This is a genomic window from Paenibacillus sp. FA6, assembly GCF_051550225.1.
Taxonomy (GTDB): Bacteria; Bacillota; Bacilli; order Paenibacillales; family Paenibacillaceae; genus Paenibacillus_AQ.
Genome location: NZ_CP188820.1, coordinates 924,004 through 946,560 on the forward strand (window position 1 = coordinate 924,004; position 22,557 = coordinate 946,560).

16 protein-coding genes and 1 pseudogene are annotated in these 22,557 nt (G+C 39.0%); 15 read left to right on the forward strand and 2 right to left on the reverse strand.

Going from position 1 to position 22,557, the window contains the following annotated elements; translation table 11 throughout:
* Window positions 1–76 precede the first annotated feature (76 nt).
* Window positions 77–3,202 (forward strand): glycoside hydrolase family 2 TIM barrel-domain containing protein, encoded by a 3,126-nt coding sequence (locus tag ACP8HI_RS04120; RefSeq protein ID WP_438349864.1) that lies wholly within the window; start codon window positions 77–79, stop codon window positions 3,200–3,202.
* 109 nt (window positions 3,203–3,311) lie between these two features.
* On the opposite strand, the pseudogene ACP8HI_RS04125 reads toward ACP8HI_RS04120, so the two are convergent.
* A pseudogene (locus tag ACP8HI_RS04125) lies at window positions 3,312–3,554 on the reverse strand (helix-turn-helix domain-containing protein); the annotation flags it as partial.
* Between the two features lie 257 nt (window positions 3,555–3,811).
* Here ACP8HI_RS04125 and ACP8HI_RS04130 point away from each other — a divergent pair.
* The 14 genes from ACP8HI_RS04130 (at window position 3,812) to tdh (ending at window position 21,478) form a co-directional block, all read left to right on the forward strand.
* On the forward strand, window positions 3,812–4,561 hold the full coding sequence (locus tag ACP8HI_RS04130) for a YveK family protein (RefSeq protein WP_438349865.1): 750 nt from the start codon (window positions 3,812–3,814) through the stop codon (window positions 4,559–4,561).
* Window positions 4,542–5,228 (forward strand): CpsD/CapB family tyrosine-protein kinase, encoded by a 687-nt coding sequence (locus ACP8HI_RS04135; protein ID WP_438349866.1) that lies wholly within the window; start codon window positions 4,542–4,544, stop codon window positions 5,226–5,228. The genes ACP8HI_RS04130 and ACP8HI_RS04135 overlap by 20 nt, the downstream gene beginning before the upstream one ends.
* A 182-nt stretch (window positions 5,229–5,410) precedes the next feature.
* The gene (wecC, locus tag ACP8HI_RS04140; RefSeq protein ID WP_438349867.1) at window positions 5,411–6,652 is read left to right on the forward strand and encodes a UDP-N-acetyl-D-mannosamine dehydrogenase; all 1,242 of its coding nucleotides are present in this window, start codon (window positions 5,411–5,413) and stop codon (window positions 6,650–6,652) included.
* Window positions 6,653–6,697: 45 nt separating this feature from the next.
* The gene (locus ACP8HI_RS04145; RefSeq protein WP_438349868.1) at window positions 6,698–8,683 is read left to right on the forward strand and encodes an alginate lyase family protein; all 1,986 of its coding nucleotides are present in this window, start codon (window positions 6,698–6,700) and stop codon (window positions 8,681–8,683) included.
* Between the two features lie 5 nt (window positions 8,684–8,688).
* Window positions 8,689–10,035, forward strand: a complete 1,347-nt coding sequence (locus ACP8HI_RS04150) for a hypothetical protein (protein WP_438349869.1) — start codon at window positions 8,689–8,691, stop codon at window positions 10,033–10,035.
* On the forward strand, window positions 10,032–11,150 hold the full coding sequence (locus tag ACP8HI_RS04155; protein WP_438349870.1) for a glycosyltransferase family 4 protein: 1,119 nt from the start codon (window positions 10,032–10,034) through the stop codon (window positions 11,148–11,150). Before ACP8HI_RS04150 ends, ACP8HI_RS04155 begins: the two co-directional genes overlap by 4 nt.
* Window positions 11,134–12,639, forward strand: coding sequence for a lipopolysaccharide biosynthesis protein (locus ACP8HI_RS04160; RefSeq protein WP_438349871.1), 1,506 nt, complete (start codon window positions 11,134–11,136; stop codon window positions 12,637–12,639). The genes ACP8HI_RS04155 and ACP8HI_RS04160 overlap by 17 nt, the downstream gene beginning before the upstream one ends.
* A 46-nt stretch (window positions 12,640–12,685) precedes the next feature.
* On the forward strand, window positions 12,686–13,804 hold the full coding sequence (locus ACP8HI_RS04165) for a GNAT family N-acetyltransferase (RefSeq protein ID WP_438349872.1): 1,119 nt from the start codon (window positions 12,686–12,688) through the stop codon (window positions 13,802–13,804).
* Window positions 13,794–15,005, forward strand: coding sequence for a hypothetical protein (locus ACP8HI_RS04170; protein ID WP_438349873.1), 1,212 nt, complete (start codon window positions 13,794–13,796; stop codon window positions 15,003–15,005). Before ACP8HI_RS04165 ends, ACP8HI_RS04170 begins: the two co-directional genes overlap by 11 nt.
* On the forward strand, window positions 15,002–16,240 hold the full coding sequence (locus tag ACP8HI_RS04175) for a hypothetical protein (protein WP_438349874.1): 1,239 nt from the start codon (window positions 15,002–15,004) through the stop codon (window positions 16,238–16,240). The genes ACP8HI_RS04170 and ACP8HI_RS04175 overlap by 4 nt, the downstream gene beginning before the upstream one ends.
* An 11-nt stretch (window positions 16,241–16,251) precedes the next feature.
* Complete coding sequence (locus tag ACP8HI_RS04180) at window positions 16,252–17,601, forward strand: O-antigen ligase family protein (protein ID WP_438349875.1); 1,350 nt, start codon at window positions 16,252–16,254, stop codon at window positions 17,599–17,601.
* A 50-nt stretch (window positions 17,602–17,651) separates the two neighbouring features.
* Window positions 17,652–19,172: a glycosyl hydrolase family 28-related protein gene (locus ACP8HI_RS04185; RefSeq protein ID WP_438349876.1), complete on the forward strand. Its 1,521-nt coding sequence runs from the start codon at window positions 17,652–17,654 to the stop codon at window positions 19,170–19,172.
* A 73-nt stretch (window positions 19,173–19,245) separates the two neighbouring features.
* Window positions 19,246–20,328 (forward strand): GNAT family N-acetyltransferase, encoded by a 1,083-nt coding sequence (locus tag ACP8HI_RS04190; protein ID WP_438349877.1) that lies wholly within the window; start codon window positions 19,246–19,248, stop codon window positions 20,326–20,328.
* Between the two features lie 4 nt (window positions 20,329–20,332).
* Window positions 20,333–21,478, forward strand: a complete 1,146-nt coding sequence (gene tdh, locus ACP8HI_RS04195) for an L-threonine 3-dehydrogenase (RefSeq protein ID WP_438349878.1) — start codon at window positions 20,333–20,335, stop codon at window positions 21,476–21,478.
* A 79-nt stretch (window positions 21,479–21,557) separates the two neighbouring features.
* Here the strand turns inward: tdh and ACP8HI_RS04200 are convergent, their stop codons facing one another.
* Window positions 21,558–22,541 carry an aldo/keto reductase gene (locus ACP8HI_RS04200; RefSeq protein ID WP_438349879.1) on the reverse strand — a complete coding sequence of 328 codons (984 nt, stop codon included), beginning with the start codon at window positions 22,539–22,541 and terminating at the stop codon, window positions 21,558–21,560.
* Window positions 22,542–22,557: the final 16 nt, after the last annotated feature.

Below are 22,557 nucleotides of genomic sequence, written 5' to 3' on the forward strand. Positions count from 1 at the left end.
GAAATAAAACGGTTTCATTATTATAATGTGAATATAGTGATAGTATATCTTAAATACGAGATTAGGAGTGACTTGAATGACGAAACAGAAATATGTTTATAAATCACCTGCAAACGGCTATCCCGAATGGAATAACAATCCTGAAATTTTTCAATTGAATCGGATGGACGCCCACGCGACATTAATGACATACCAATCGTTGGAAGAAGCTTTAGCTGGAAAATTAGAGGAATCGGCAAATGTTCATTCGTTAAATGGGATATGGAAGTTCGCATGGGCGAGTAACCCAGACGAACGCATCGTTGATTTCTATAAACAGGATGTGGATTGTAGTGATTGGGATACGATCTCGGTTCCCTCTCATTGGCAGCTCCAAGGATATGATTATCCGCAGTATACTAACGTTCGGTATCCTTGGTCTGAAAGAGAGGACATCAAACCACCTTTTGCTCCAACGGAGTATAATCCTGTAGGGTCGTATGTACGAACATTTACAGTACCTGAAGAATGGGAGGATAACCCCGTATTTATTAGTTTTCAAGGGGTTGAATCTGCGTTCTATATATGGCTTAATGGTGACTTAGTTGGTTATAGTGAAGATACTTTCACACCCTCAGAATTTGATCTGACACCTTACTTGGTACCCGGTGAGAATAAATTAGCTGTCGAGGTATATCGCTGGTGTGACGCTAGCTGGCTAGAAGATCAGGATTTCTGGCGGATGAGTGGTATATTTCGCGATGTATATTTATTTACAACACCTAATATCCATATTTATGATTTCTTTGCAAAGGCTGAACTTGAGGATGATCTACAGAATGGTCAATTGTCCATTACAGCACAGGTTAATAACTATACAGAAGTGAATGCAGGTCCGATTAGGATAGAGGCAACATTGTATGATCACACGCATCAGCCGATATTACAGCAACCACTAAGTATAGCTGCTTCGCTTAATGGAAAGCCATCTAAGCAACTACAAGGTTCAGTTCGTGTAGATCATCCTGAGAAATGGAGTGCCGAGAAGCCACATCTATATACATTAGTACTTCAGTTGAAGGACGCTGAGGGGAATACACTTCAGTTCATTAGCTGTAAGGTAGGTTTCCGTAAATTCGGTATCGAAGATGGATTAATGAAGATAAATGGTGAAATTATCGTATTTAAAGGTGTGAATCGCCATGAGTTCTCTCCTCATACAGGTCGTACGGTCAGTGTAGAAGATATGATCGCTGATATTGTTTTGATGAAATCACATAATATTAACTCCGTGCGTACCTCTCATTATCCAAATCATCCGAAGTGGTATGAATTGTGTAATGAGTATGGTCTGTACGTGATCGATGAGACAAATCTGGAGACGCATGGTAGCTGGACTTATGGTCAAAAGGAACTTGGGGACGCTATCCCAGGCAGTAAGCCAGAATGGAAGGCTAACGTTCTTGACCGGTGTAATACGATGTTCCAAAGGGATAAGAATCATCCTTCCATTGTGATTTGGTCACTCGGTAATGAATCCTTTGGGGGAGATAATTTCATTGCTATGTATAACTTTTTGAAGGAAGTAGATCCTTCTCGGCTTGTGCACTATGAAGGAGTATTCCATTACCGGCCATCTGAGGCTGCTTCTGATATTGAAAGTCAAATGTACACTCATGTACGTCAAATTGAGGAATATGCTCGTAACAACCCACAAAAGCCTTTTATTCTGTGTGAATATAGTCATGCGATGGGGAATTCTTGTGGTGGACTGAATGAATATTGGGAGTTGTTTGACCGTTATCCTATTCTACAAGGTGGTTTCATATGGGACTGGATTGACCAATCCATTTTGACTAAGACAGACAGTGGTGTATCTTATCTAGCTTACGGTGGTGATTTCGGTGAATCTCCACATGATGGGACATTTTGTGGGAATGGATTGATTTTTGCTGATCGGACGGTAACCCCTAAGTTGCTTGAAACGAAGAAGTGCTACCAGAATGTGAAATTTGCAAGTGAAGATATACAACAAGGTCGGATCAAGATTACGAACGAGCATTTGTTTACGAATGTATCAGATTACGATTTAATTTGGCAGTTGACGAACAATGGGGTCATTGAACAAGAAGGGCGTACGACGATTTCTGTCAAGCCAAATTCCTCAGAAGTGATTGATCTGAAAGAGGCTATCCCAGTGTTAGGTCAGGTTGGATCAGAATATATTCTGATATTGCGTTTTGTACTGAAAGAAGATACAGAGTGGGCCAAGCGAGGGCATGAAATTGCCTATGATCAATTCGTTGTGTTACCCGTAGCATGGGGAGAGGTTGTATCTACGTCTCAGACGGATGCTCTTCCTACATTGCAGGTTGTGGATCAGGAGAAAGTGTTGAGAGTAAGCGGGGAACAGTTCCTCGTGCAATTCGATAAGCTCACAGGTGAAATGTCTTCGTATCAATTGAAGGGTGTGGAGCTGATTCAACAAGCACCTATTCCGAACTTCTGGCGCGCATTAACGGACAATGACAGAGGGAATGGTCATGAGGAACGTAGTGGGACGTGGCGGGAGGCAGGTGCGAGAAGAACGCTAGTTCAGTTTGCTTATGAAATACAAGATCGTACGGTGAAGTTGGTGACAACTTACTCACTCCCTACTACAACGACATCATTATGTACGATCACGTACACGGTTCATGGAGATGGGGAAGTGATCTTGGATATGGATCTTCTCCCAGGTGAAGGTTCACCAGATATCCCTGAGATTGGATTACTATTGACGATGGTTGGCTCCTTTGATCAAATAGAATGGTATGGTAAAGGACCCCATGAGAATCAGTGGGATCGCAATACAGGTGCACCTGTAGGTCTATATTCTGGTAAGGTGAGCGAGCAGTGGGTTCCTTATTTACGACCACAAGAATGTGGGAATAAGACAGAAGTACGTCATGCATCCATTGAGAACAATCAACGGGTAGGGCTCTTCATTCAAGGATCTCCACGGTTCGAACTGAATGTACTTCCTTATACGCCAACGGAAATTGAAGCTGCGGATCATGCCTATAAGTTACCGAAGTCTGATACAACAGTCGTTCGGATTAATTACAAGCAAATGGGTGTAGGTGGTGATGATAGCTGGGGTTCAAGACCTCATCCAGAATACAGACTGTTCGGGAACCGTAGCTATAGCTTCAGTGTATCTTTGAAAGGATATCAAAAATAAATAATCAGAAGAAGGGGCTGTCACAAAGGTCAAAGTATTGACCTTTGTGCTCAGTCCTTTTTGTTGTTTCTAAATGATCTTAAATTTCACCGTTCAACTAATCCAATTAGTCTGTCATTTCTCGATCTCTGTGTTCCAATATGTTGTGGGGAATACTCCTTCTTCCAATTAAATAATCAATGGAGACTTGGAATAAATCGGCTAGTTGTGATAATGTTTCGAAATCTGGTTTTCGTCTACTCTTCTCATAGTGGGATAATGCTGCACGGCTGATCCCAATGGATGTAGATACTTCTTCTTGCGTCCATCCTTTCTGCTCTCGCAATTCTGCAATTCGATTCTCAATCTTCATTGATTTTCCTCCCTAAGCATCATAACCATATAAAAATAAGACATAAAAACAACTTGACACGATACAAATTGTATCGTAAATTAACATTACGAAGTGCGATACATTTCGTATCATTATAACGTCAAACATCTCATAAATACAACTTAGTTCTTGCTGAAACTCAAAAATAAAACTAAAAGATAAGGATTTCGCATAAGTTTGTATGTTAAGGAATGAATACGAACGTAAACTTTGAACACGTTTGAGGGGAGATCACGATGGAACTGAAGTTATTGATGAGCATGTTAAGAAAGCGATTGTGGTTAATTGTAATCTTCGTAATTCTGTGTACGTTAGGAACGGGATATTACAGTATGTACTACATGACGCCAATCTATGAAGCCTCGAGTACGTTAATTGTCAATAAGTCGAACCTTGATGGGGAAGGAAAACCAGCACTAGATATGAACGAAATTAACTCTAATATTATGCTTATCAATTCATATAAAGTGATTGTAAGATCAGCGTCGATCATGGATAAAGTTGTTCAGAGTTATCCGGAACTAAAGGTCTCATCAGAGGATTTAATGGAACGGATCAAAGTTGTAACAACGCAAAACTCTCAAATGATTACTTTGGAAATAAAAGATTCATCTTATGAGCATGCCATGCAAATTGTGAATGCAGTTTCACAAGTCTTTAAGAGCGAGATTCCTAGAATTATGAAGATAGATAATATCACAATCTTGGATACCGCCAAGCCTCGGATTTCACCAGAGGCAGTTAGCCCAAATGTGTTGTTGAATAGTGTGATCGCATTGGTTGCTTCTTTCATGTTAGCAATAGGGGGAGTGCTGATTAAAGAGTATCTAAATGATACGGTGGAAAATGAACAAGATGTTGAACGCTATTTGGAGCTAACGACGTTAGGCTCAATACGAAAAATTAAGAAGAAAGATATGCGAACACGTTCAAGACGTCGATCAAAAGAACAGATGGGAGAAAAATATGCATCGCTCAGCCAATAAATCTAAATTAATTATGAACTCAAATCGTAGATCTGCTATTTCAGAAGGCTATAGAAACTTGCGGGCTAATATTCAATTTTCAAGTTGGAATCATAATCTTCATGTCATGGCGGTTACTTCAACACAGGCAGGTGAAGGTAAGACAACGACGATTAGCAATCTAGCTGTAGCGTATGCACAAGAAGGGAAAAGTGTATTACTCATTGATGCCGATCTAAGACATCCTTCAATACAAGAGATTTTCGACGTAACGAATAGAACGGGACTCTCCAATATATTAGCTAATCAATGCTCATGTGATGAGGTCGTTCGAATAACAGAAATAGAGAATCTATCGCTTGTTACTGCGGGGCCGATTCCACCGAATCCAACAGAGCTACTGTCATCCGGCAAATTGCATGAGGTCGTTGAAGGTTGGAAAGAAGACTTTGACATTATTTTAATAGATACCTCGCCGATCATGGCGGTGGCAGATGGGCTAATTGTAGCGTCGATAAGTGATGGAGTCATTCTTGTTGTGAATGCAGGTAAGGTGAAGCGACAATATATCCAGAAATCTAAAGAAAGATTGGAGAGCGTGAAGGCGCATATCCTCGGAGTCGTCCTGAATAATAAAAAGTTTAATAAGTCAGAGGCACACCAGTATAACTACTATGGTATTCAATAAAATTGAAGTTGAAGTTGGTTTGAAGGTCATGCCTATTACACCTATATCAGGGTAGGCACTCGATCATGCTGTGGGTACGAGAGTACCTTAGACGTTTATCGTCAATAGTGTGTTGTGAGGATGGGTTAAATGCCCTTATTATACTTTAATAATATTCTAATGATGATAAGGTAGGAACGTAAATGTATAAGAAAATATGTGTTATAGGGCTTGGTTACATAGGGCTGCCAACGGCTAGTTTACTTGCTGTCAAAGGATATGAGGTACACGGGGTAGATATTAATCGGCAAGCAGTGGAGTCAATTAACCAGGGTGAAGTTCATATTTATGAACCTGATCTAGATATTATGGTTAAGGCCGCCATTCAGAGTGGGCAGCTTCATGTCTCATCTGAGCCGGAAGAGGCAGATATCTTTATTGTAGCAGTACCTACGCCATTTCAAGACGATCATAAGCCGAATATAAGCTACGTATATGATGCAACCATGGCAATCGCACCTTATATAAGACCAGGTAATCTTGTCATCTTGGAATCGACGAGTCCGATAGGTACAACCGAGAAAATTGTAAATTGGATTCTGGAAGCTAGAACAGACCTGAGTGTATCAGAAACATCGCACTCGATCTGTAATCGAATTTATGTTGCGCACTGTCCTGAAAGAGTTATGCCTGGTCAAATATTAAGAGAACTCGTTGAGAATGATCGTATTATTGGAGGAATTGATAGTCCTTCGACGAAAAAGACGGTTGAGTTCTATAAGCAATTTGTAAGCGGTGAGATATTAGAAACGAATGCGAGAACGGCAGAAATGGCGAAATTGACGGAGAATTCTTTCCGTGATGTCAATATTGCCTTCGCTAATGAATTATCTCTCATTTGTGATCATTTAGATATTAGTGTATGGGAATTGATCCGATTAGCGAATCATCATCCTCGCGTTCAAATCTTACAACCTGGCCCGGGTGTAGGGGGGCATTGTATTGCGGTCGATCCTTGGTTTCTCGTTGATGCAGCTCCAGAACAAGCAAAGCTTATACGCACAGCACGGATTGTAAATGATTATAAACCTGGGTATGTTGTTGATCGAGTAAGTGAGCGAGCCGGACGATTTAAATCACCTGTCATCGCTTGTCTTGGGTTGGCCTTTAAGGCAAATATGAACGATCTACGTGAAAGTCCCGCGGTCAAAATTGTCGAGCATTTATCAAAATTGGAAGTGGGTACAATTTACGTTGCTGAACCTCATATTAAGGAATTGCCTGAATCTCTTCTGCTTATGCATGTCAGTCTAATGGCTGCAGAAGAGGCAATCCGAAAGTCAGACATTGTACTGCTACTCGTTAACCATGATGTGTTTAAGGATATTGATAGTAATTTACTGAAAGAGAAAATTGTAATTGATACACGAGGATTCTTTAACTAACTTCCCGTGAGTTAGAAGGTTGGAGTGTGAAGAATGTCTGTCCTAATGGCAAAAGTAAAAAGGCTAAGGAATTTACCACTTGATCAAGCTGTGAAGAAGATTGCAATCACCGCAGTACAGCAAATTCGCTATACGGTACGAAAATACAAGATGATCACTTTTCCCATTCAGATTAATACAGCGCAGTTCAACGGATTTCAAAGCGATAGCCGTTATTTCTTTCATGTACAAGATCGCACATCTTATGTAGAACAACTTATAGCATCCCAGTTGGATATTTCCATTATTAAAGATGCAGATCGAATTTGTAGTCATCAATTTGATTTACTAGGTTCAGGACCTGTACAACTGGGAGCTAAATTTCCGTGGAACGAGGATTTTAAGACTAAGTATAGATGGAGGAATACATTCTATAAACAAATCCCCATTGTTGACCTCGGCAATGCTGCGGATGTGAAGATACCATGGGAGCTATCTAGATTCCAACATCTATTCACAATGGGGAAAGCGTATTGGATAACGGATAATGAGAAGTATGCCTTAGAGTTTCAGGCACAGATAGATGATTGGATAGACCATAATCCGATTGAGATGTCTGTCAATTGGACGTGTACTATGGATGTAGCTATTCGAGCTGTGAATTGGATATCGGGCTGTTATTTTTTTCAGGAAAGCCCATCGATTTCATCATCATTCTGGGAACGAATTCACACTTCATTATATTTACATGGACAATTTATTATGAACAACTTGGAGAATACCGGGGAACATACAGGAAATCATTATCTATCCAATCTTGTTGGTTTAATTAGTCTGGGCATTTATTTCGGTGAGTTCAAGGCATCGTTAAGGGGGAATACAACGAATCATCCCAAGCGATGGCTTGAGTATGCTTATGCAGAGATGGAACGTGAGATGTTCGTGCAAGTGAATAACGATGGAACGAATTATGAAGCATCAACATCGTATCATCGATTAGTTGCCGAATGCTTCTTACTAACGACTGTTGTATGCTCTCATAATCACATGACATTTACTAAAGAATACATGCAGCGACTTGAGCGAATGTTCGAATACATGATGCATATGACGAAGCCTAATGGACGTTTCCCCATTATTGGAGATGCGGATGATGGGCGTCTGCTGATAGTATCTCGCTATGGTAACTGGATTAGAAATGATGGTCGGCATTTATTAACCATTGCAGGAGAGTTGTTCGATCGCGATGACTTTAGATTCTATGCTCAAGGGGAAGAAGAGAATTCATTATGGATTACGGGTTCCATGAAGACGGAAGTAGCTCCCCCAGTTGAGAAACTACAATCGATTTCTTTTCAAGATGGAGGTTATTTCATTCTCCGAAATAGTCGGACTTTTTGCCATATACGTTGTGGTGAAATGTCTTTCCATGGTCATGGAGCGCATAGTCATAACGATCAATTAAGCTTTGAATTACAGTTGGATGGACATGATTTCATCATAGATCCGGGGTCTTATGTATACACGGCAGATTATCGGATGAGGAATCACTTTCGAAGTACCATGATGCATAACACGATTCGAATAGGAGATAAAGAACAGAATGATTTCGACGATGACAACCTATTCTTGATGCGTGAGCAGACATTTGCACAGTGTGACGTATTCACGGATTCACGATTTGCGGGTCATCATCAAGGTTATAAAGATAAACTTGGTATTGTGCATCACCGAGAATTTACTTTAAGAGAGAACCATTTAGAAATATCAGATGTGTTGGAGGACGTACAGAACTTAAATGAACAACGCTTAACCTACACTGCTGCATACATATTATCTCCAGGCGTAGAAATAATACAGTACGAGAATCATGTTGAATTTCATCAACAAGGATTAGTTGTTGAGCTATTGATTAAAGGTAGTAGCAATATAGAAGTACAAGATTGCTGGGTATCTAGTCGATATGGTGTTCGTGAACCGAGCCACATGATTCATGTTAGTGGGTCTGCCGCTTGGATGAATACTATAATTCAATGGTCGAGAATGGGGTGATTGAAATGAGTCTTACGAGAGGTATTGCGAAACAAATTTTATCTTATTTGCCTTATCGTTACGTCAATGTAGGTAAAGACTTTTATGAGTGGTTAGACAAGTTAGAAAGGTTGAAAGAAATGAGCGGTGACCAAATCCGTGAGGCTCAATTCAATTCTTTCATGGATATTGTGAAACTAGCGTATGATGAAACACTCTTTTATCGTCAACGGTATGATGAACACGGATTCCATCCCAGCCAACTGAAGAACCCCTCAGATATTCAGCGAATACCTAAGATTACCAAAGCTATGGTTAAAGAGAGTGGTCGCGACATTCTCGTATCCAAATATGACCCTAAGAAATTATCCGTAGGTTCAACGAGTGGTTCGACGGGTAGTTCATTAACGATTTATTCAAATCGTCGTGTCGAGCAGCGCGAATGGGCAACCACTTGTTTCTTATGGTCTACAGTAGGATATCGTCCTGGTGATGGAAGGGTAGAATTTAGAGGGTACTTTCCAGGTGGTGAAGAGTATCTTAAGGATGATTATCACAGGGTCCTTCGTATTAATGTATCCAGAATAACAGGGAGTAATATTCGGAAAATATGGAAACTCATTCATGAGCTAGGATATGAATTTATGCATGGCTATCCCTCATCGTTAAGCCTTGTATCCAAATTGGTGATAGAGAATAATATGGTCAATCAATATGAGCCTAAAGCAATTCTGATGGCTTCGGAGAATGTATATGAACATCAGATAAACACTATAAACTCAGCGTTCCCTAGTGCGAAATTACACGCACATTATGGTCAATCAGAGAGAACCATAGTGGCTGGTTGGACAGGTGATTCACAAGCATATAGCTTTGTGCCTCTCTATGGATATGTTGAATTGGACACCCACTCCAATGAGTTGATTGGAACATCCTTTATTAATGATGTGATGCCTCTCATTCGTTATGAGCTTATGGACATTGCATCAGGAATTATCGAAACCTCTAGCCAACCGAACTATTTGTTTCCGACGATTCAATCCATTGATGGTAGAGTTGGAGAAATTATGTATAAGCCAAATGGAGACATGGTGTCATCAGCTTTAATTGCGATTGCAGTTCGTGGAACGAAATTCGTTACCGCATGCAAATTGATTCAGCATCAATATAATGAAATTGAATTATTAGTAGAAACATTTCAGGCTGAGGATCAGGTGATGGACGAACTGCAATTCGTCATGCAAAGACTCCGAACTATTTTTACAGATTCGATGCGCTTCATGATTCATATTGTAGATCATATTCCAAGAGAAGCATCAGGTAAGTTAAAAACGGTTGAAGTATTGATCGGGCGAGAGGGACATACTCTATGAAAATTATTATGATCGGTCCCGTACCGCCACCCGTTGGTGGAATCTCCGTACATATTAAACGTATCCAAAAAAGGCTGAGAGATGAAGGAATTCAATGTGATGTTTATAATGAAGCGAATGATTGTCGGATAGAAGACAATATCTATTCTTTACAGGGATATAAAAGATTCCTGTTCAAGATTCCCTTTATTCGAGGGGATCTTTTTCATTTCCATACGATTAATCGAACCGTCAGAATGTTGTTAGGCTGCTATAAAATATTCGGTAAAAAAATCATTCTAACGGTACATGGTGAAAGTCTAATGCAGCAGATTAAGAATTCGAACGCTGTGGTTAGATTCCTATTATTAAAAAGTTTACAAACGATAGATCAGATTGTGTGTGTGAACGAAGAAGATACGCAGGAATTAGTACGTTTGGGCTTTAGTGAACATAAGGTCATAACGATTCCTGCTTATATCCAACCTGTGGAATGTGAGTCAAATGATCTTGCCATTCCCAATGAAGTATTAACATTTATAGAGGGAGCTAAGTTTGTGATTACGGCAAACGGCTTTATCCGCTTTCACCAAAGGAAGGATCTATACGGGGTGGATCTTCTAATTGATCTGCTCAAGAAATTAACAGAGATGAACTACGATGTTCGGATTCTGTTCGCAACTCTGGGAGTTGCTAGTCAAAGTGTGGATGAACGAAATTACTACAGTTTTCTTCGAAAAAGAATAAAGATGTTCAATCTTGAAGATCGTTTTTTATTTTACGAGGTAAGCAACACGGAACTATTCCCGCTTGTGAGAAAGAGTCATCTATTTGTTCGCCCTACAACAACGGATGGTTATGGGGTTTCTATTGCAGAAGCACTCTACTACTCGATTCCCTCCATAGCAAGTGATGTCTGCAAGCGTCCTGATGGAACGATCCTTTTCCAATCTCGTAATATCCATGATTTAATACAACAGGTACAGGATGTTATGAACAATTACCCAGTACATAAACAACGAGCGAGTGTGCTCGAACAAAGGGATTATGCTATGGATTTATTAGAAGTGTATTTCAAAATCGCAGGACAAAGGAGTCTGGAAAGTAAAGTGATCCTAGATGAATGTCGTAAATAAAAAAATGTTTTCTAATGGATTAATATACTTCTTCTCATCGGTGTTGACGCAATTAATGAACTTATTCCTTATTCCTCTGTATACCAGAAACTTATCACAGGAGGACTATGGACACTATGATCTGATTATTAGTGTACAGCAGTTATTGGCTATTGCCATTACGCTTGGCGTATATTCCGGCATGGTTCGATTCTTCAATGAGTTCGAGAATAAGAATGATCTTAAAAATACAGCTATGACCTTCTCATTCGTCTGGGGAGGTTGTTGTATTGGAATGGCCTGGTTAGCGAATCCTTGGCTGTATCCCGTGTTGTTCGGAGAAGATCCGAATGCTCATTTATTTATCCCTTTCGTTGTAGCAAGTTCCGTGTTGATCTGTTTCAACACAACGTATTCGAGTTTTCATGCAATGAAATTTAATGCCCTGAAATCTAGCGCTATTCAGTTCTCTACGATTCTGACTACGCTGTTATTCGCTATTTATTTCTTCATTATGTTGGATCTGGGCATTGTAGGGATATTAATGGCGCAGCTATGTGGCAATTTATCTGTTTTTCTATTTCTATTCGTGGTGGATTTCCGGAATTTCAAGCTGAGATTTAAGTTAGAACAACTCAGGAAGATGCTTCGTTATGGATCAGGTCTTATGCTCGGGGACGTATCTGCCTGGATTCTAACATTGAGTGATCGTTTCTTGATCAGAGGATACATGAATCTATCTGCAGTGGCTGTCTACTCCGTTGGATACAAAATAGGAATGCTCATTAATCCAGTATTTATTAATCCATTTGCATCCGTATTTACGCCGTTCAAATTCTCAGTATACAAAGAAGAGAATGGAAGAGAGCAGATTGGTAGTATGTTTCGATTATACAATTTCATCGGTTGGTTCTGTGTACTAGGGCTATCACTCTTTGCAAACATTGCAATCCATTTGATTGCACCTACTGAGTATGGAACGGCTGCTTATTTAGTTCCTATTATAGCCCTTTCTTATTTCTTATCAGGCGCGATATCCTTTTATTCCTTGGGACTACATATTGCCAATAAGATGCGAATCAATTCAATGATTACGATTATGGCAGCTGTTATTAATATCATTGCGAATATGATACTGATACCTTGGTTGGGTATATACGGTTCCGCCATATCTACAGTTATTGCGTATGTCATAGCGAACGGTGTGTTTTATCATTATGGATCGAAGTATTATCAACTTGGTTACGGAATATTATATCCATACAAATTTTTGATCATTATAACTCCGATATACGGGGTTTATTATTTTTTGGTCCACGTCTTCGACTTCATATTTATAGATTATTTTATTATGGAACTTATTCTGAATACCGTTTTATGTGTTGTGTTTTTATTGTTAAGCGTCAAATGTGAATTTATTTCTAAAGATGAGGTTTCAGGAATTCTGAATAACTTTCGATTGCGTAAAGCAGCGAAATTAGCAGTGAACGAAGTGAGTTCTAAATCATGAATGCTATCATTGTTCACAAATTATTGAATAAAGGAGTCCGTTTGTTGTGACAACAAAATTAATAACCGATGTTGAAGGTTTACTCAGCATTAAAGAGGATTGGGAAAGAATAGAACGATGCGATCGAAAAACGACATATTATAGTACATTTCATTTTAATTATTGTTGGTGGCTTACTTACGGCCAGAATAAGAACAATCAGTTATTTATTATTTGCTGCTATCGAGATAATGAAATGGTAGGAATCGCACCATTAATGTTTAGAAAAATTGATAAGAAATTATTAAAATGTAATGAATTACGATTTATAGGAAAAGGTGATTATTTCAATTTCATACTAGATAGTAGCCAATTTTCAGCATTGGCGATTATTAAAGATATCTTTAAGGTTATTGAAGACCATGCTAGTCGTTGGGACAGAATCGAGATGACACATATACAGATGGATACACCATTGCTTCGGTATTTATTAAGGCATGATAAATACAATCCGTATGTTCATTATTTAACATCTTCACCAAGGTTTGATACGGAAGACTTCACTTCCTACGAACAGTTTGATAAAGAAATTATGAACACCAAGATGAGAAAGAAACGTGCTAAATTACTTGGCGAAACCAATTATCGATTTAAGGTGGTAAGAGGCAGTGAGAGTGAGGATATTTATGAACAAATATCCCATATTCACAAATTGGAGAAGCAATACTTACAGAGTGAAAAGGGGAAATACGAAAGGAAAAGTTTGTTTGAAAATGGAAATAACGAAAAGTTTCTAAAACGGTTATTCAAAGATAATGATCAAATGGTTACCTTTGTTCTTGAATCAGAAGAAGGTGAAATCATTGTTTATAAGTCCTGTTACTTATTTGGAAATGTTCTTTATGGATGGAATACAGCTTATGATCCAAAGTATTCCCACTTTCACGGGATTGCTGATGTGCTTATGATCGAAATGATTCAGTATATATTTGAGCGTGGCCATGGAGAGAAAATTGACTTTGGGGCTGGAAGTTATTCGTGGAAATTCAGGTGGACTAATCGCTTTTCAGTGAATTATTCATTAGCCATGTGGAATATGTCTAACCCGAAAACGAAGTTTTTTCGATTTCTTACTAGAACAAGAGAAGTAGTTCGGGCTATAAGAGGTATAACCAATGAGCATTGAACTTTGTAAATGGTATAACAATGCAAGATCCCCTGTGTTGCTGATGATTGATGATCTCGCTAATACATGGGTAGATACGAATAAAGATGGAACATTACATTTAGGAGATGATTGGGGGTACCACAAGAACGAGAAGAATTCTTCCTTCCGTTATTTAAATGAGATGATTCTAAAAGATTTCCCACAACTGAAAGTAACATTCTTCGTTCCTGTAGGCGTTAGAGTAGGAATGCTTCTGAAGCCTTTGTTAACTCAAGTGTCAGAACCGATGAATGCAGATGAGGGAAGTAAGGAGTTCTTTAAGTCCATTCACCAACATCCGAATTTCGAACTTGCATACCATGGTACAACACATGGGAAGGTGGGTCAGCGTGCAGTTGATTTTATTCAAGAATGGGCCTTGTTCAACAGTGTAGATGAAGCCTTAGATACGATTCGTAAGGGGAAAGATATTTATCAGGATGTTATCGGAATCAATCCAAGTGGTGGGAAATATTGTGGTTATACGAGTAACGGTTATTCGGATGAGAGCATTGATCAATCGGGATTCTCGTGGTGGTGCCGGTATTGGAATAGGGGAATCTCTGATGGAGGAAAGCAAGAAATATGTGGGAATGATCACAATCCGCTAACCAACTTTGATATCAAGAGATTTGGAAGCACAGCAGTTATTGATATTCCATCTACGCTAAGTGGGTCGATATTGAATGGTGTACTTCATCGGGAAACGACCATGAAGGGGATCGCCAAAAGAGTTCTCAAAAAAATACTTATTCGCTGGAAGCTACGCGAGATTACTTATTTATTAGAACATCAATTGGTCATTAGTGTGCAAGAGCATATTGCTCCCTCGCGAGATGATGGAAAAAGGCAAAGTCCCAATATTTTTGATGATCGCAAAAGTTTAAGAGGCATATTTCACTATTTGGAGGATAAGAAAGTTTGGTATTGCACAGGAAGTGAGCTAGCTGATTACGTAAATCTTCGAGATCATGTAACTGTCGAAAGAATCAACGAGAATACGTTTATATTGGAACATCCAGCATCATACCGCGATCAAGTCATTTCCCTGAAATTCAGCCAATATAACATTTTTCAAATAAGGCGCCCTGATGATGTGATTATGGATGTTCGTGAAGGCTATGTGAATTTGCCTGTGATGGAGGGGGAGTATTCGATTATGAAAGGTGGGATTAGATGAAGAAGACATTGATTCTAATTTCGGATTATATCGAAGGGCAACCGGTCGTAGCATCCGTCCGTTACACTGGAATTATGAATTATTTCGCAGATAGATATAGCTTATTAACGATTAATGATACACAATTTGGTTCTTTTCAAAGTCGATTCTCCACCTGGAACTATAAATTTACAACACCTCATAGTATTTTCACACAAACGATACAAGAAAATGAAGTACAGAACAAAAGAAATAAGAACAAAAAAATAGAACGAATACTGCGTAATAAATGGATTGTATCCACATGGCGTAACTATAAATTAAGTAAATATAAGTTCGACCAAATGAATAAATCCTTATTTAACCAATTGGATCAATACTTAAGTACGCATGAAGTGGCTGCTATATGGGTAACCGTTCCAGATGTGTATGGTTTATATATATTAGATTATATTAAAAAAAAAGCGCCTCATATTCCAGCTGTGATTGAAATCCGTGACATCATTAACAATGATATCGGTGAGGGCAATCCCAAAAGGGCATTAAAACGTGCAGAAAAAATTATTTCTAAACTTGCTGACGGTGTTGTAGCTGTCTCACAAGGGATTCATCAGTATTATCAAGATCAGGACGATAGATTAGATATTCAAATCATTAAGAATGGATACGATGAGCAGTATTTCATAGACAGTGAATATCAACCTATTGACAATGCAATAACTCATTTGGAATTAACTCATATTGGCTCTATCTATAAAGGAAGGAATATTAAACAATTTATTGAAGGATTAATAATGTTCCATGAGCGTACAGGAATCCTAATCACATTCAATATTGTAGGTGTTCTGGATCAACAAGCACTTCATGATATTCAATCATTTGAACAGGTCATAACAGGAATTTCGATTCGGCTCGTAGGTACCGTGAAGCATGCAGAGGCTATCCATTGGTTAAAAGAAGCAGATATCGCTGTTATTCTAACGCATACCAAGGGTAGTAACTATGCTATTCCAGGGAAAACTTTTGAGTATATCGGTGGGTGTAAACCTATTATCGCCGTGACAGAAGATGAGGAACTCATCGCCTTAGTCCATGGCAAATATGGTGAATGTGCGAAGCATCATCGGGAAGATATTGCTGATCGATTATCAGAACTGGTAAAGAACAAATATGATTATTCAGATCGCGGGAGATTTTCTAGGAAATCGCAAGCAGAGCAATTGATTCAATTTATAGAAAATAAAATGAATAATTAAGAGGAATCATTATGTTCTTTACGCTATTAATGCTCTGTATTCCTGTACTTATGATAGGGCTACTCCTTGTGCTCAATGTATTCAAAGGGGACTTTGTTCATAGTTTCACTGTTGGATGTGTCATTGTGGGGATGATCAGTGGTATTCGATTTAATGTTGGTGAACAAGATATTTATGTCGATCTACCTTTTGTTATGTTGTTGTTATTAAATTGTACGTTGCTCATTCATATATTTCTTAAGAGCAGAATCAATCATTTGGTCATTCAGATTGAATTAAGAACAAAACTAAACACCTTGTTCATTCTGATCAGCGGAATGATTGTACTATTCATATTACAGGTGTATACGGTTCAACTTTATGAAATAGGTCTCTATATTTATCATATCAACGTGTTTATTAATATGCTTTTGCTAGCAATTATGTTCTATTTATTATCTTTAATGGAATTGAAGACTTCTACTTTGTTGGCAGGGATTGCAATATACTCTTTAGCTAATTCAACTTTGGGGTTACTGCAATATAAGTTCAATAAATCGTTCTTACCTTTTACCACAGAAGGAAGTATTAATTACTATGAAGGGGCAGTGATAACGAAAAGAGTTATGGGATTTGTCGGTGCTAGCAATGGCGCGGGGAATTTAGGTGCCATTCTATTCTCTGTACTATTATATTATCACTACAAGAAAAGGAGTCTGGGAAGTCTCATTATTTTTCTTCTCAATGTCCTTTTTATTATCTTAACTTTTACGAGGATCGGGTATTTATCCATTTGTATTCAATTTCTTATTTTCATTGTCATGACTGGAGTTGCGGATCATCGTCAATGGATTAGAAGATATGTCATAGGTTTAGTAAGCATTACTGTAGTGATCGTAGCCTATCAAGTGTTCGGAGAAGATCTTTATCAGACATTCATTGTGGATAGAGGGGATACCCAATCGAATCGATTTACCCAGTTTGCTGCAGCGTTTAACATATTCAAAGATCACATTTGGTTTGGGGTGGGCGCGGGTCAATATATTCCATATCAGCAAGCGAACTTTGGGATCAAAGACATTGTTATACATTCTCAATTTATTAACATTCTTGTGGAACAAGGTCTCGTAAGCTTCATCTTATTTATGACCATGTATATTGTATTATTTATTTGGAGTTTGCGGAAATTTAAAGATGAATTGTGGTTACCGGTTTCTTTGTTTGTAGGGAATCTTGTCGTCGTTAATTTCAACCCGAATCAGTACTATAGTATATGTATCTACACATTTTTAATTGTGGTGTTAGGATTGCTATTTTCAAGTGATAAGAGAGTGGATGTTTATACTAGGTGCAATGTCAGAACCAAAAAGATAGATTGTTAATATAATAAACTAGAAATAGGAGATGATAATGTCAATGGAGGGATGATCATATGTCACAGTTAGGTGCTACGAATGTCAGAGATTTTGGAGCCAAAGGTGATGGAATGACAGATGATTCGGTAGCTATACAACAAGCAGTTAATAGTATAAGCGTTACTGGTGGAGTTATCCTCATTCCTGAAGGTGTGTACAAAGCGAACTTTACAATTAACACCTCTAATATCAATATTACAGGGTCTGGGACATTGAATGGCACAATTAATCTAAGTGGGAAAGTGACAAGTAATACGGATCGATTCTCAGGCACTGGGAATATTCGAATTGATGGGATAACGATCAATGGCGAGAAGAAAAGAAACGGGATTAATTGTAAATGGGTGTTTGGCGTATTGATTACGAATGTTAGATTTATCCATTGTCTAAAAGCGATTAATTTCGAACCTGTGAATCAGACACAGCATTGCTCACGTTTCTCCATTACAGATAATCAAATCATCGATTGTAATTATGGACTCTATGTTGATTATCTTCCTCCAACGGATGGCGGGAATTGCGGTGTGGGGGATGTGAATTTCACTAACAATATGTATGAATCAAGAGCGAATACTCGAGGGGCTTTCGGTAACAAATTTCATATTTGGGCAAAAGGTTTAGACGGTCTAATCTGTAAAGGAAATGTTCTATTCTTCGCTCATACGGGATCGGAACAATCGAATATTTATATTGAGATCTTCAATTGGGTTGTGATCGAAGGAAACAATATATTTGAATCGGGAGACAGTGCTATTGTATGTAAGAAAGGCTTTAATGTTGTTATTTCTAACAATAATATCGCTTGGGCTCAGAAATATGGGGTTTATTTATCTGAAATTGTAGGAGGAATTGTCAACGCTAACAATCTCACCTGGAAGTCAGGTGTTGATAATGTGGCAACGGGTGTTTATATCGAGAAAAGCCCCTATTTCATAGGCAATATATCAAACAACAATATTTTCTTTCCTGGTATGTATGGCATTCACATTAAAGATAGCTCACTTGTGAATATTACTGGCAACAATGCACGTAGTCAGTATGGTAACAATCAAGCTGTGAAAATAGATAGCCCAACCACTTGCACCGGAGTGAGTATGACATCCAACCAGTTCACTAATTACGCTCAATCATTGCAGGAGTTCTATCTCACTAGTCCTGTCATGACAACGAACTATCTTAGCAGTAATAGTGAAGGGAAGACAAGTACTGCTTTAAAAGGGATATTGAATGAGGAGTTCATAGCGTTTACGAATAATGCCGCAGAAGTTGATATTTCAAATCTATCACTTGCTGTATTTGCTTATAATAAACTGACGTTAGTAACAAAGCTCACGAAAGAGGACTTAACGAAATCTTTACCTAGAATAGTAACGATTTACTCATACACGAGTAATTTAACCATCTCAAGATCTATTCCGAATGTTCAACTAAAGGGAAAAGCACAGTCCGTGAAATTTCCAGTTGATTCTAGTATGACTTTGTTAGTGTATGGCTCTAAAATCATAGAGTTATCCCGTAATTTCCCCATCGATATTTAATACAATATGTTGTGAATGGGCCTGCTGCTGGGACCCTTTTTTTTGCTTAGGAAAGGAGTTACCTAATCGTAATATGAAGACCACAATCATTCGTAGCGTAGAAGCGTTGTCACAGCTGGAAGAACAATGGCGGGATTTAATTCATCATGTAGAACAAGCAGAAATATTCGATACATGGGAATGGCTGCAATCCTATTTAAAATACATGTTTGAGGATCATAAGCAATTATTTGTCATCGTAGTAACGGATCAATCTCAGTGCGTAGCCATAGCTCCTTTATGTATAACTACATGTAAAGTGAAATGGCGCACCGTAAAGTCGTTACAATGCATTATTTCAGGTACGGGGGAATCCAACACATTCTACTTACATAAACGATATCATAATATCAAATTAATGAAGCAAATTTCTGAGACCTTAGTTCTGCATCAAGAAGAATGGGATTGGATCGACCTCATTAGCTTTCAGTCTCACAATGCTACGACATCCTTAGTTCAACAATGCTTCGGGGAGCAGTTTGAAGTGTTCACTAGGCAGCTGTCCTTATCCCCATATGTGAATATGGAAATTTACAATGACCAAAAAGTAGATATCAACCGAATTAAAGCAATAGAACGCAAAGAACGAAAGTTATGCCGTGAGCACGAAGTTAGTATTAAGTTGAATGAACCATGTAATGAACCAATTTGGAACAGTTTCACTGAGCTACACAAAAAGAGGTGGCAACAAAGCTTATTTAACGAACCGCGAGTAGATTCTTTTTACAAAGAAATTATTCCGCTCTTTGAGGGTAATCATGGTGCTCATTTTTCTTACATAGAGATTGATGGGAATATTGCTTCTGCTATGCTTACGTTTGCTTATCATAATAAAGTTTATTTGTATATCTCGACATTTTCGACTGAATTCGCTGAATACGGTGTGGGAGTCGTTCTTTTAAATCGTGTGATGGAGCATTATTTACAGAGTGATGTGACAGAAATTGATTTAATGAGTGGGCTTCAAGAATATAAGTTCTTCTGGTCAGATCGAGTTAAACTCAATTATCAGATTCGCATCATTAACAACACGAAGAGAACGAAGCTATTGAAAGCTTATACACTAATTCAAATGAACAAGAAGATGATTAAATCAATCATTAAGAAATCGAAATAATTTCATGATTGTTAATAATATCGCTTTAGCGACTAAAGGTGGGGATCTCGTGGAGAGAACGATGATGGGGCTAGTTAAAGAGAAACGTGAGCCGGGTGCAGTGCTCAAAGAGGTTCCTGTACCTGATATTGGTCCAGACGAAGTGTTGGTTCGCGTCAAAGCGAGCTCTATCTGCGGAACGGACGTACATATTTACAATTGGGATGCTTGGGCGGAGAAAAGTGTGGTGACGCCAAATGTATTCGGACATGAATTCGCTGGCATTGTTGAAGCTATTGGAAGTCAGGTCATGAATGTGAATGTAGGGGAAAGTGTATCGGCTGAAGGGCATATGGTTTGCGGCTATTGCAAGCCATGTAGAACGGGGAATTCGCATGTATGTCTGAACACACGTAGCTTCGGTATTACAGCGCCGGGGTGTTTTGCGAAATATGCGGTCGTTAGGGCAAGCAATATCATCCATAATCGTCCGGATATGCCTTTTGAATTGGCATGTCTTCAGGACCCGCTTGGTAATGCTGTCCAGACGGTACTATCTGGAGATATCGTTGGTAAGTCTGTAGCGGTCATTGGTGCAGGGTTAATCGGATTAATGTCCATAGCCGTGGCTAAGGCTTGCGGAGCTGGCAAAATTATTGCAGCGGATATTAATCCATATCGATTAGATATGGCGCATAAAATGGGTGCGGATGTACTTATTAATAGTTCAACGGAGAAGTTATCGAGAGCGATTAAAAAACATACAGATGGTGAAGGTGCGGAGGTTGTCTTGGAAATGTCAGGTAATCCTGATGCCATTCGTGAAGGATTTGAAGGAGCAGCGAATGCAGCTCGTGTATCGTTATTAGGTATTCCGACGAAAGATGTCTTGCTGGATATGGGGAACATTATTTTCAAAGGCATTCGTGTGGAAGGTATTACAGGGCGTCGCATGTATCAAACATGGTACCAAATGAGGGGGCTTCTCGATAATAATCTTATTCATTTGGATGGTCTTGTGACACACACTTTTACATTGGATCGCTACGAGGAAGCCTTCGAGCTGATGCAAAAGGGGCTCTGTGGGAAAATTGTCTTTCTTCATGAGACATCCAGCCAGATACTTCAGGAATCTAAATTCAATAGCCATTCCTATCAAGTTATATCTTAGTGAAATTAGCACTCATTGCGATAGTAAAACGTCCTGTCATCTCCAATTAGGAATGACAGGACGTTTTATGTTGTTGACCCTAATAAGCTCCCCGAATATGTGTTTCCACTTGATTCTCATAGAATGAGCGTAGTCGGTCCAATTCTTCTGTGCTAAATGCAGGCACGTCAACGGTACCGAGATTGTCCTCTACTTGTCGGACGTTTTTGAATCCAGGAATCACACAGGTGATATTCGGATTCTCAAGAATCCAGCGCATAGATGCGCGTGCCATATCTCCCCGACCTTCCGCGATCCATGCAAGTTCTCTTGCAAGCTCTACTCCCTTGGTGAAAGGCAACCCGGCGAATGTTTCACCCACATTGAAATGTTCACCATTTGCGTTAAAGTTGCGATGGTCATCTGCAGCAAATGTACTGTTCTCATTGAATTTACCTGTAAGCAGTCCACTCGCAAGTGGCAATCTGACAAGAATCCCAACACCAGCTGTATTTGCCTTCGGGAACAGCTCATTAGCTGGCTTTTGGCGTAGCAAATTAAATATAACCTGAAGTGCTTTAAGACCCGGAACGTCCAGACAGAATAAACCTTCCTCGATTGTCTCTACACTCACACCGAAATGACGGATCTTTCCTTCTTGTTGTAGCTTCTCTAGTACTTCAAACACTCGACCATCCTTTAGAATGGCAAGTGGTGGACAGTGAATCTGATACAAATCGATTCTTTCGCGTTGCAGACGCTTTAGACTATTCTCACAATATTGGCGAATCGCTTCTTCTGAATAATTGGCTGGATCCTGAACATCGCCTGCACGGCAAAATTTGGTGGCAATATGTACATTATCCTCTTTACCTTTCGTAGCTGTAGCTAGTAACTCCTCTGCATGCCCCGAACCGTAAACATCTGCCGTGTCAAAGAAATTAACACCTTCATCCATAGCACGCTGAAGACCGGAAATGGCTTCCTGATCATTAGAATTTCCCCAATCTCCTCCAATGGCCCAAGTTCCAAAGCTAACTTCACTAACCTTCAGTTCTGTATCCCCTAGTAAACGGTATTTCATCTATTGTCCTCCTCGA

What these genes read in the sequence shown, in the direction of transcription:
- ACP8HI_RS04120 (WP_438349864.1), top strand. Translation starts at nt 77, where the DNA reads ATGACGAAACAGAAATATGTTTATAAATCACCTGCAAACGGCTATCCC.
- ACP8HI_RS04130 (WP_438349865.1), top strand. Translation starts at nt 3,812, where the DNA reads ATGGAACTGAAGTTATTGATGAGCATGTTAAGAAAGCGATTGTGGTTA.
- ACP8HI_RS04135 (WP_438349866.1), top strand. Translation starts at nt 4,542, where the DNA reads ATGCATCGCTCAGCCAATAAATCTAAATTAATTATGAACTCAAATCGT.
- wecC (WP_438349867.1), top strand. Translation starts at nt 5,411, where the DNA reads ATGTATAAGAAAATATGTGTTATAGGGCTTGGTTACATAGGGCTGCCA.
- ACP8HI_RS04145 (WP_438349868.1), top strand. Translation starts at nt 6,698, where the DNA reads ATGGCAAAAGTAAAAAGGCTAAGGAATTTACCACTTGATCAAGCTGTG.
- ACP8HI_RS04150 (WP_438349869.1), top strand. Translation starts at nt 8,689, where the DNA reads ATGAGTCTTACGAGAGGTATTGCGAAACAAATTTTATCTTATTTGCCT.
- ACP8HI_RS04155 (WP_438349870.1), top strand. Translation starts at nt 10,032, where the DNA reads ATGAAAATTATTATGATCGGTCCCGTACCGCCACCCGTTGGTGGAATC.
- ACP8HI_RS04160 (WP_438349871.1), top strand. Translation starts at nt 11,134, where the DNA reads ATGAATGTCGTAAATAAAAAAATGTTTTCTAATGGATTAATATACTTC.
- ACP8HI_RS04170 (WP_438349873.1), top strand. Translation starts at nt 13,794, where the DNA reads ATGAGCATTGAACTTTGTAAATGGTATAACAATGCAAGATCCCCTGTG.
- ACP8HI_RS04175 (WP_438349874.1), top strand. Translation starts at nt 15,002, where the DNA reads ATGAAGAAGACATTGATTCTAATTTCGGATTATATCGAAGGGCAACCG.
- ACP8HI_RS04180 (WP_438349875.1), top strand. Translation starts at nt 16,252, where the DNA reads ATGTTCTTTACGCTATTAATGCTCTGTATTCCTGTACTTATGATAGGG.
- ACP8HI_RS04185 (WP_438349876.1), top strand. Translation starts at nt 17,652, where the DNA reads ATGTCACAGTTAGGTGCTACGAATGTCAGAGATTTTGGAGCCAAAGGT.
- ACP8HI_RS04190 (WP_438349877.1), top strand. Translation starts at nt 19,246, where the DNA reads ATGAAGACCACAATCATTCGTAGCGTAGAAGCGTTGTCACAGCTGGAA.
- tdh (WP_438349878.1), top strand. Translation starts at nt 20,333, where the DNA reads ATGATTGTTAATAATATCGCTTTAGCGACTAAAGGTGGGGATCTCGTG.
- ACP8HI_RS04200 (WP_438349879.1), bottom strand. Translation starts at nt 22,541, where the DNA reads ATGAAATACCGTTTACTAGGGGATACAGAACTGAAGGTTAGTGAAGTT.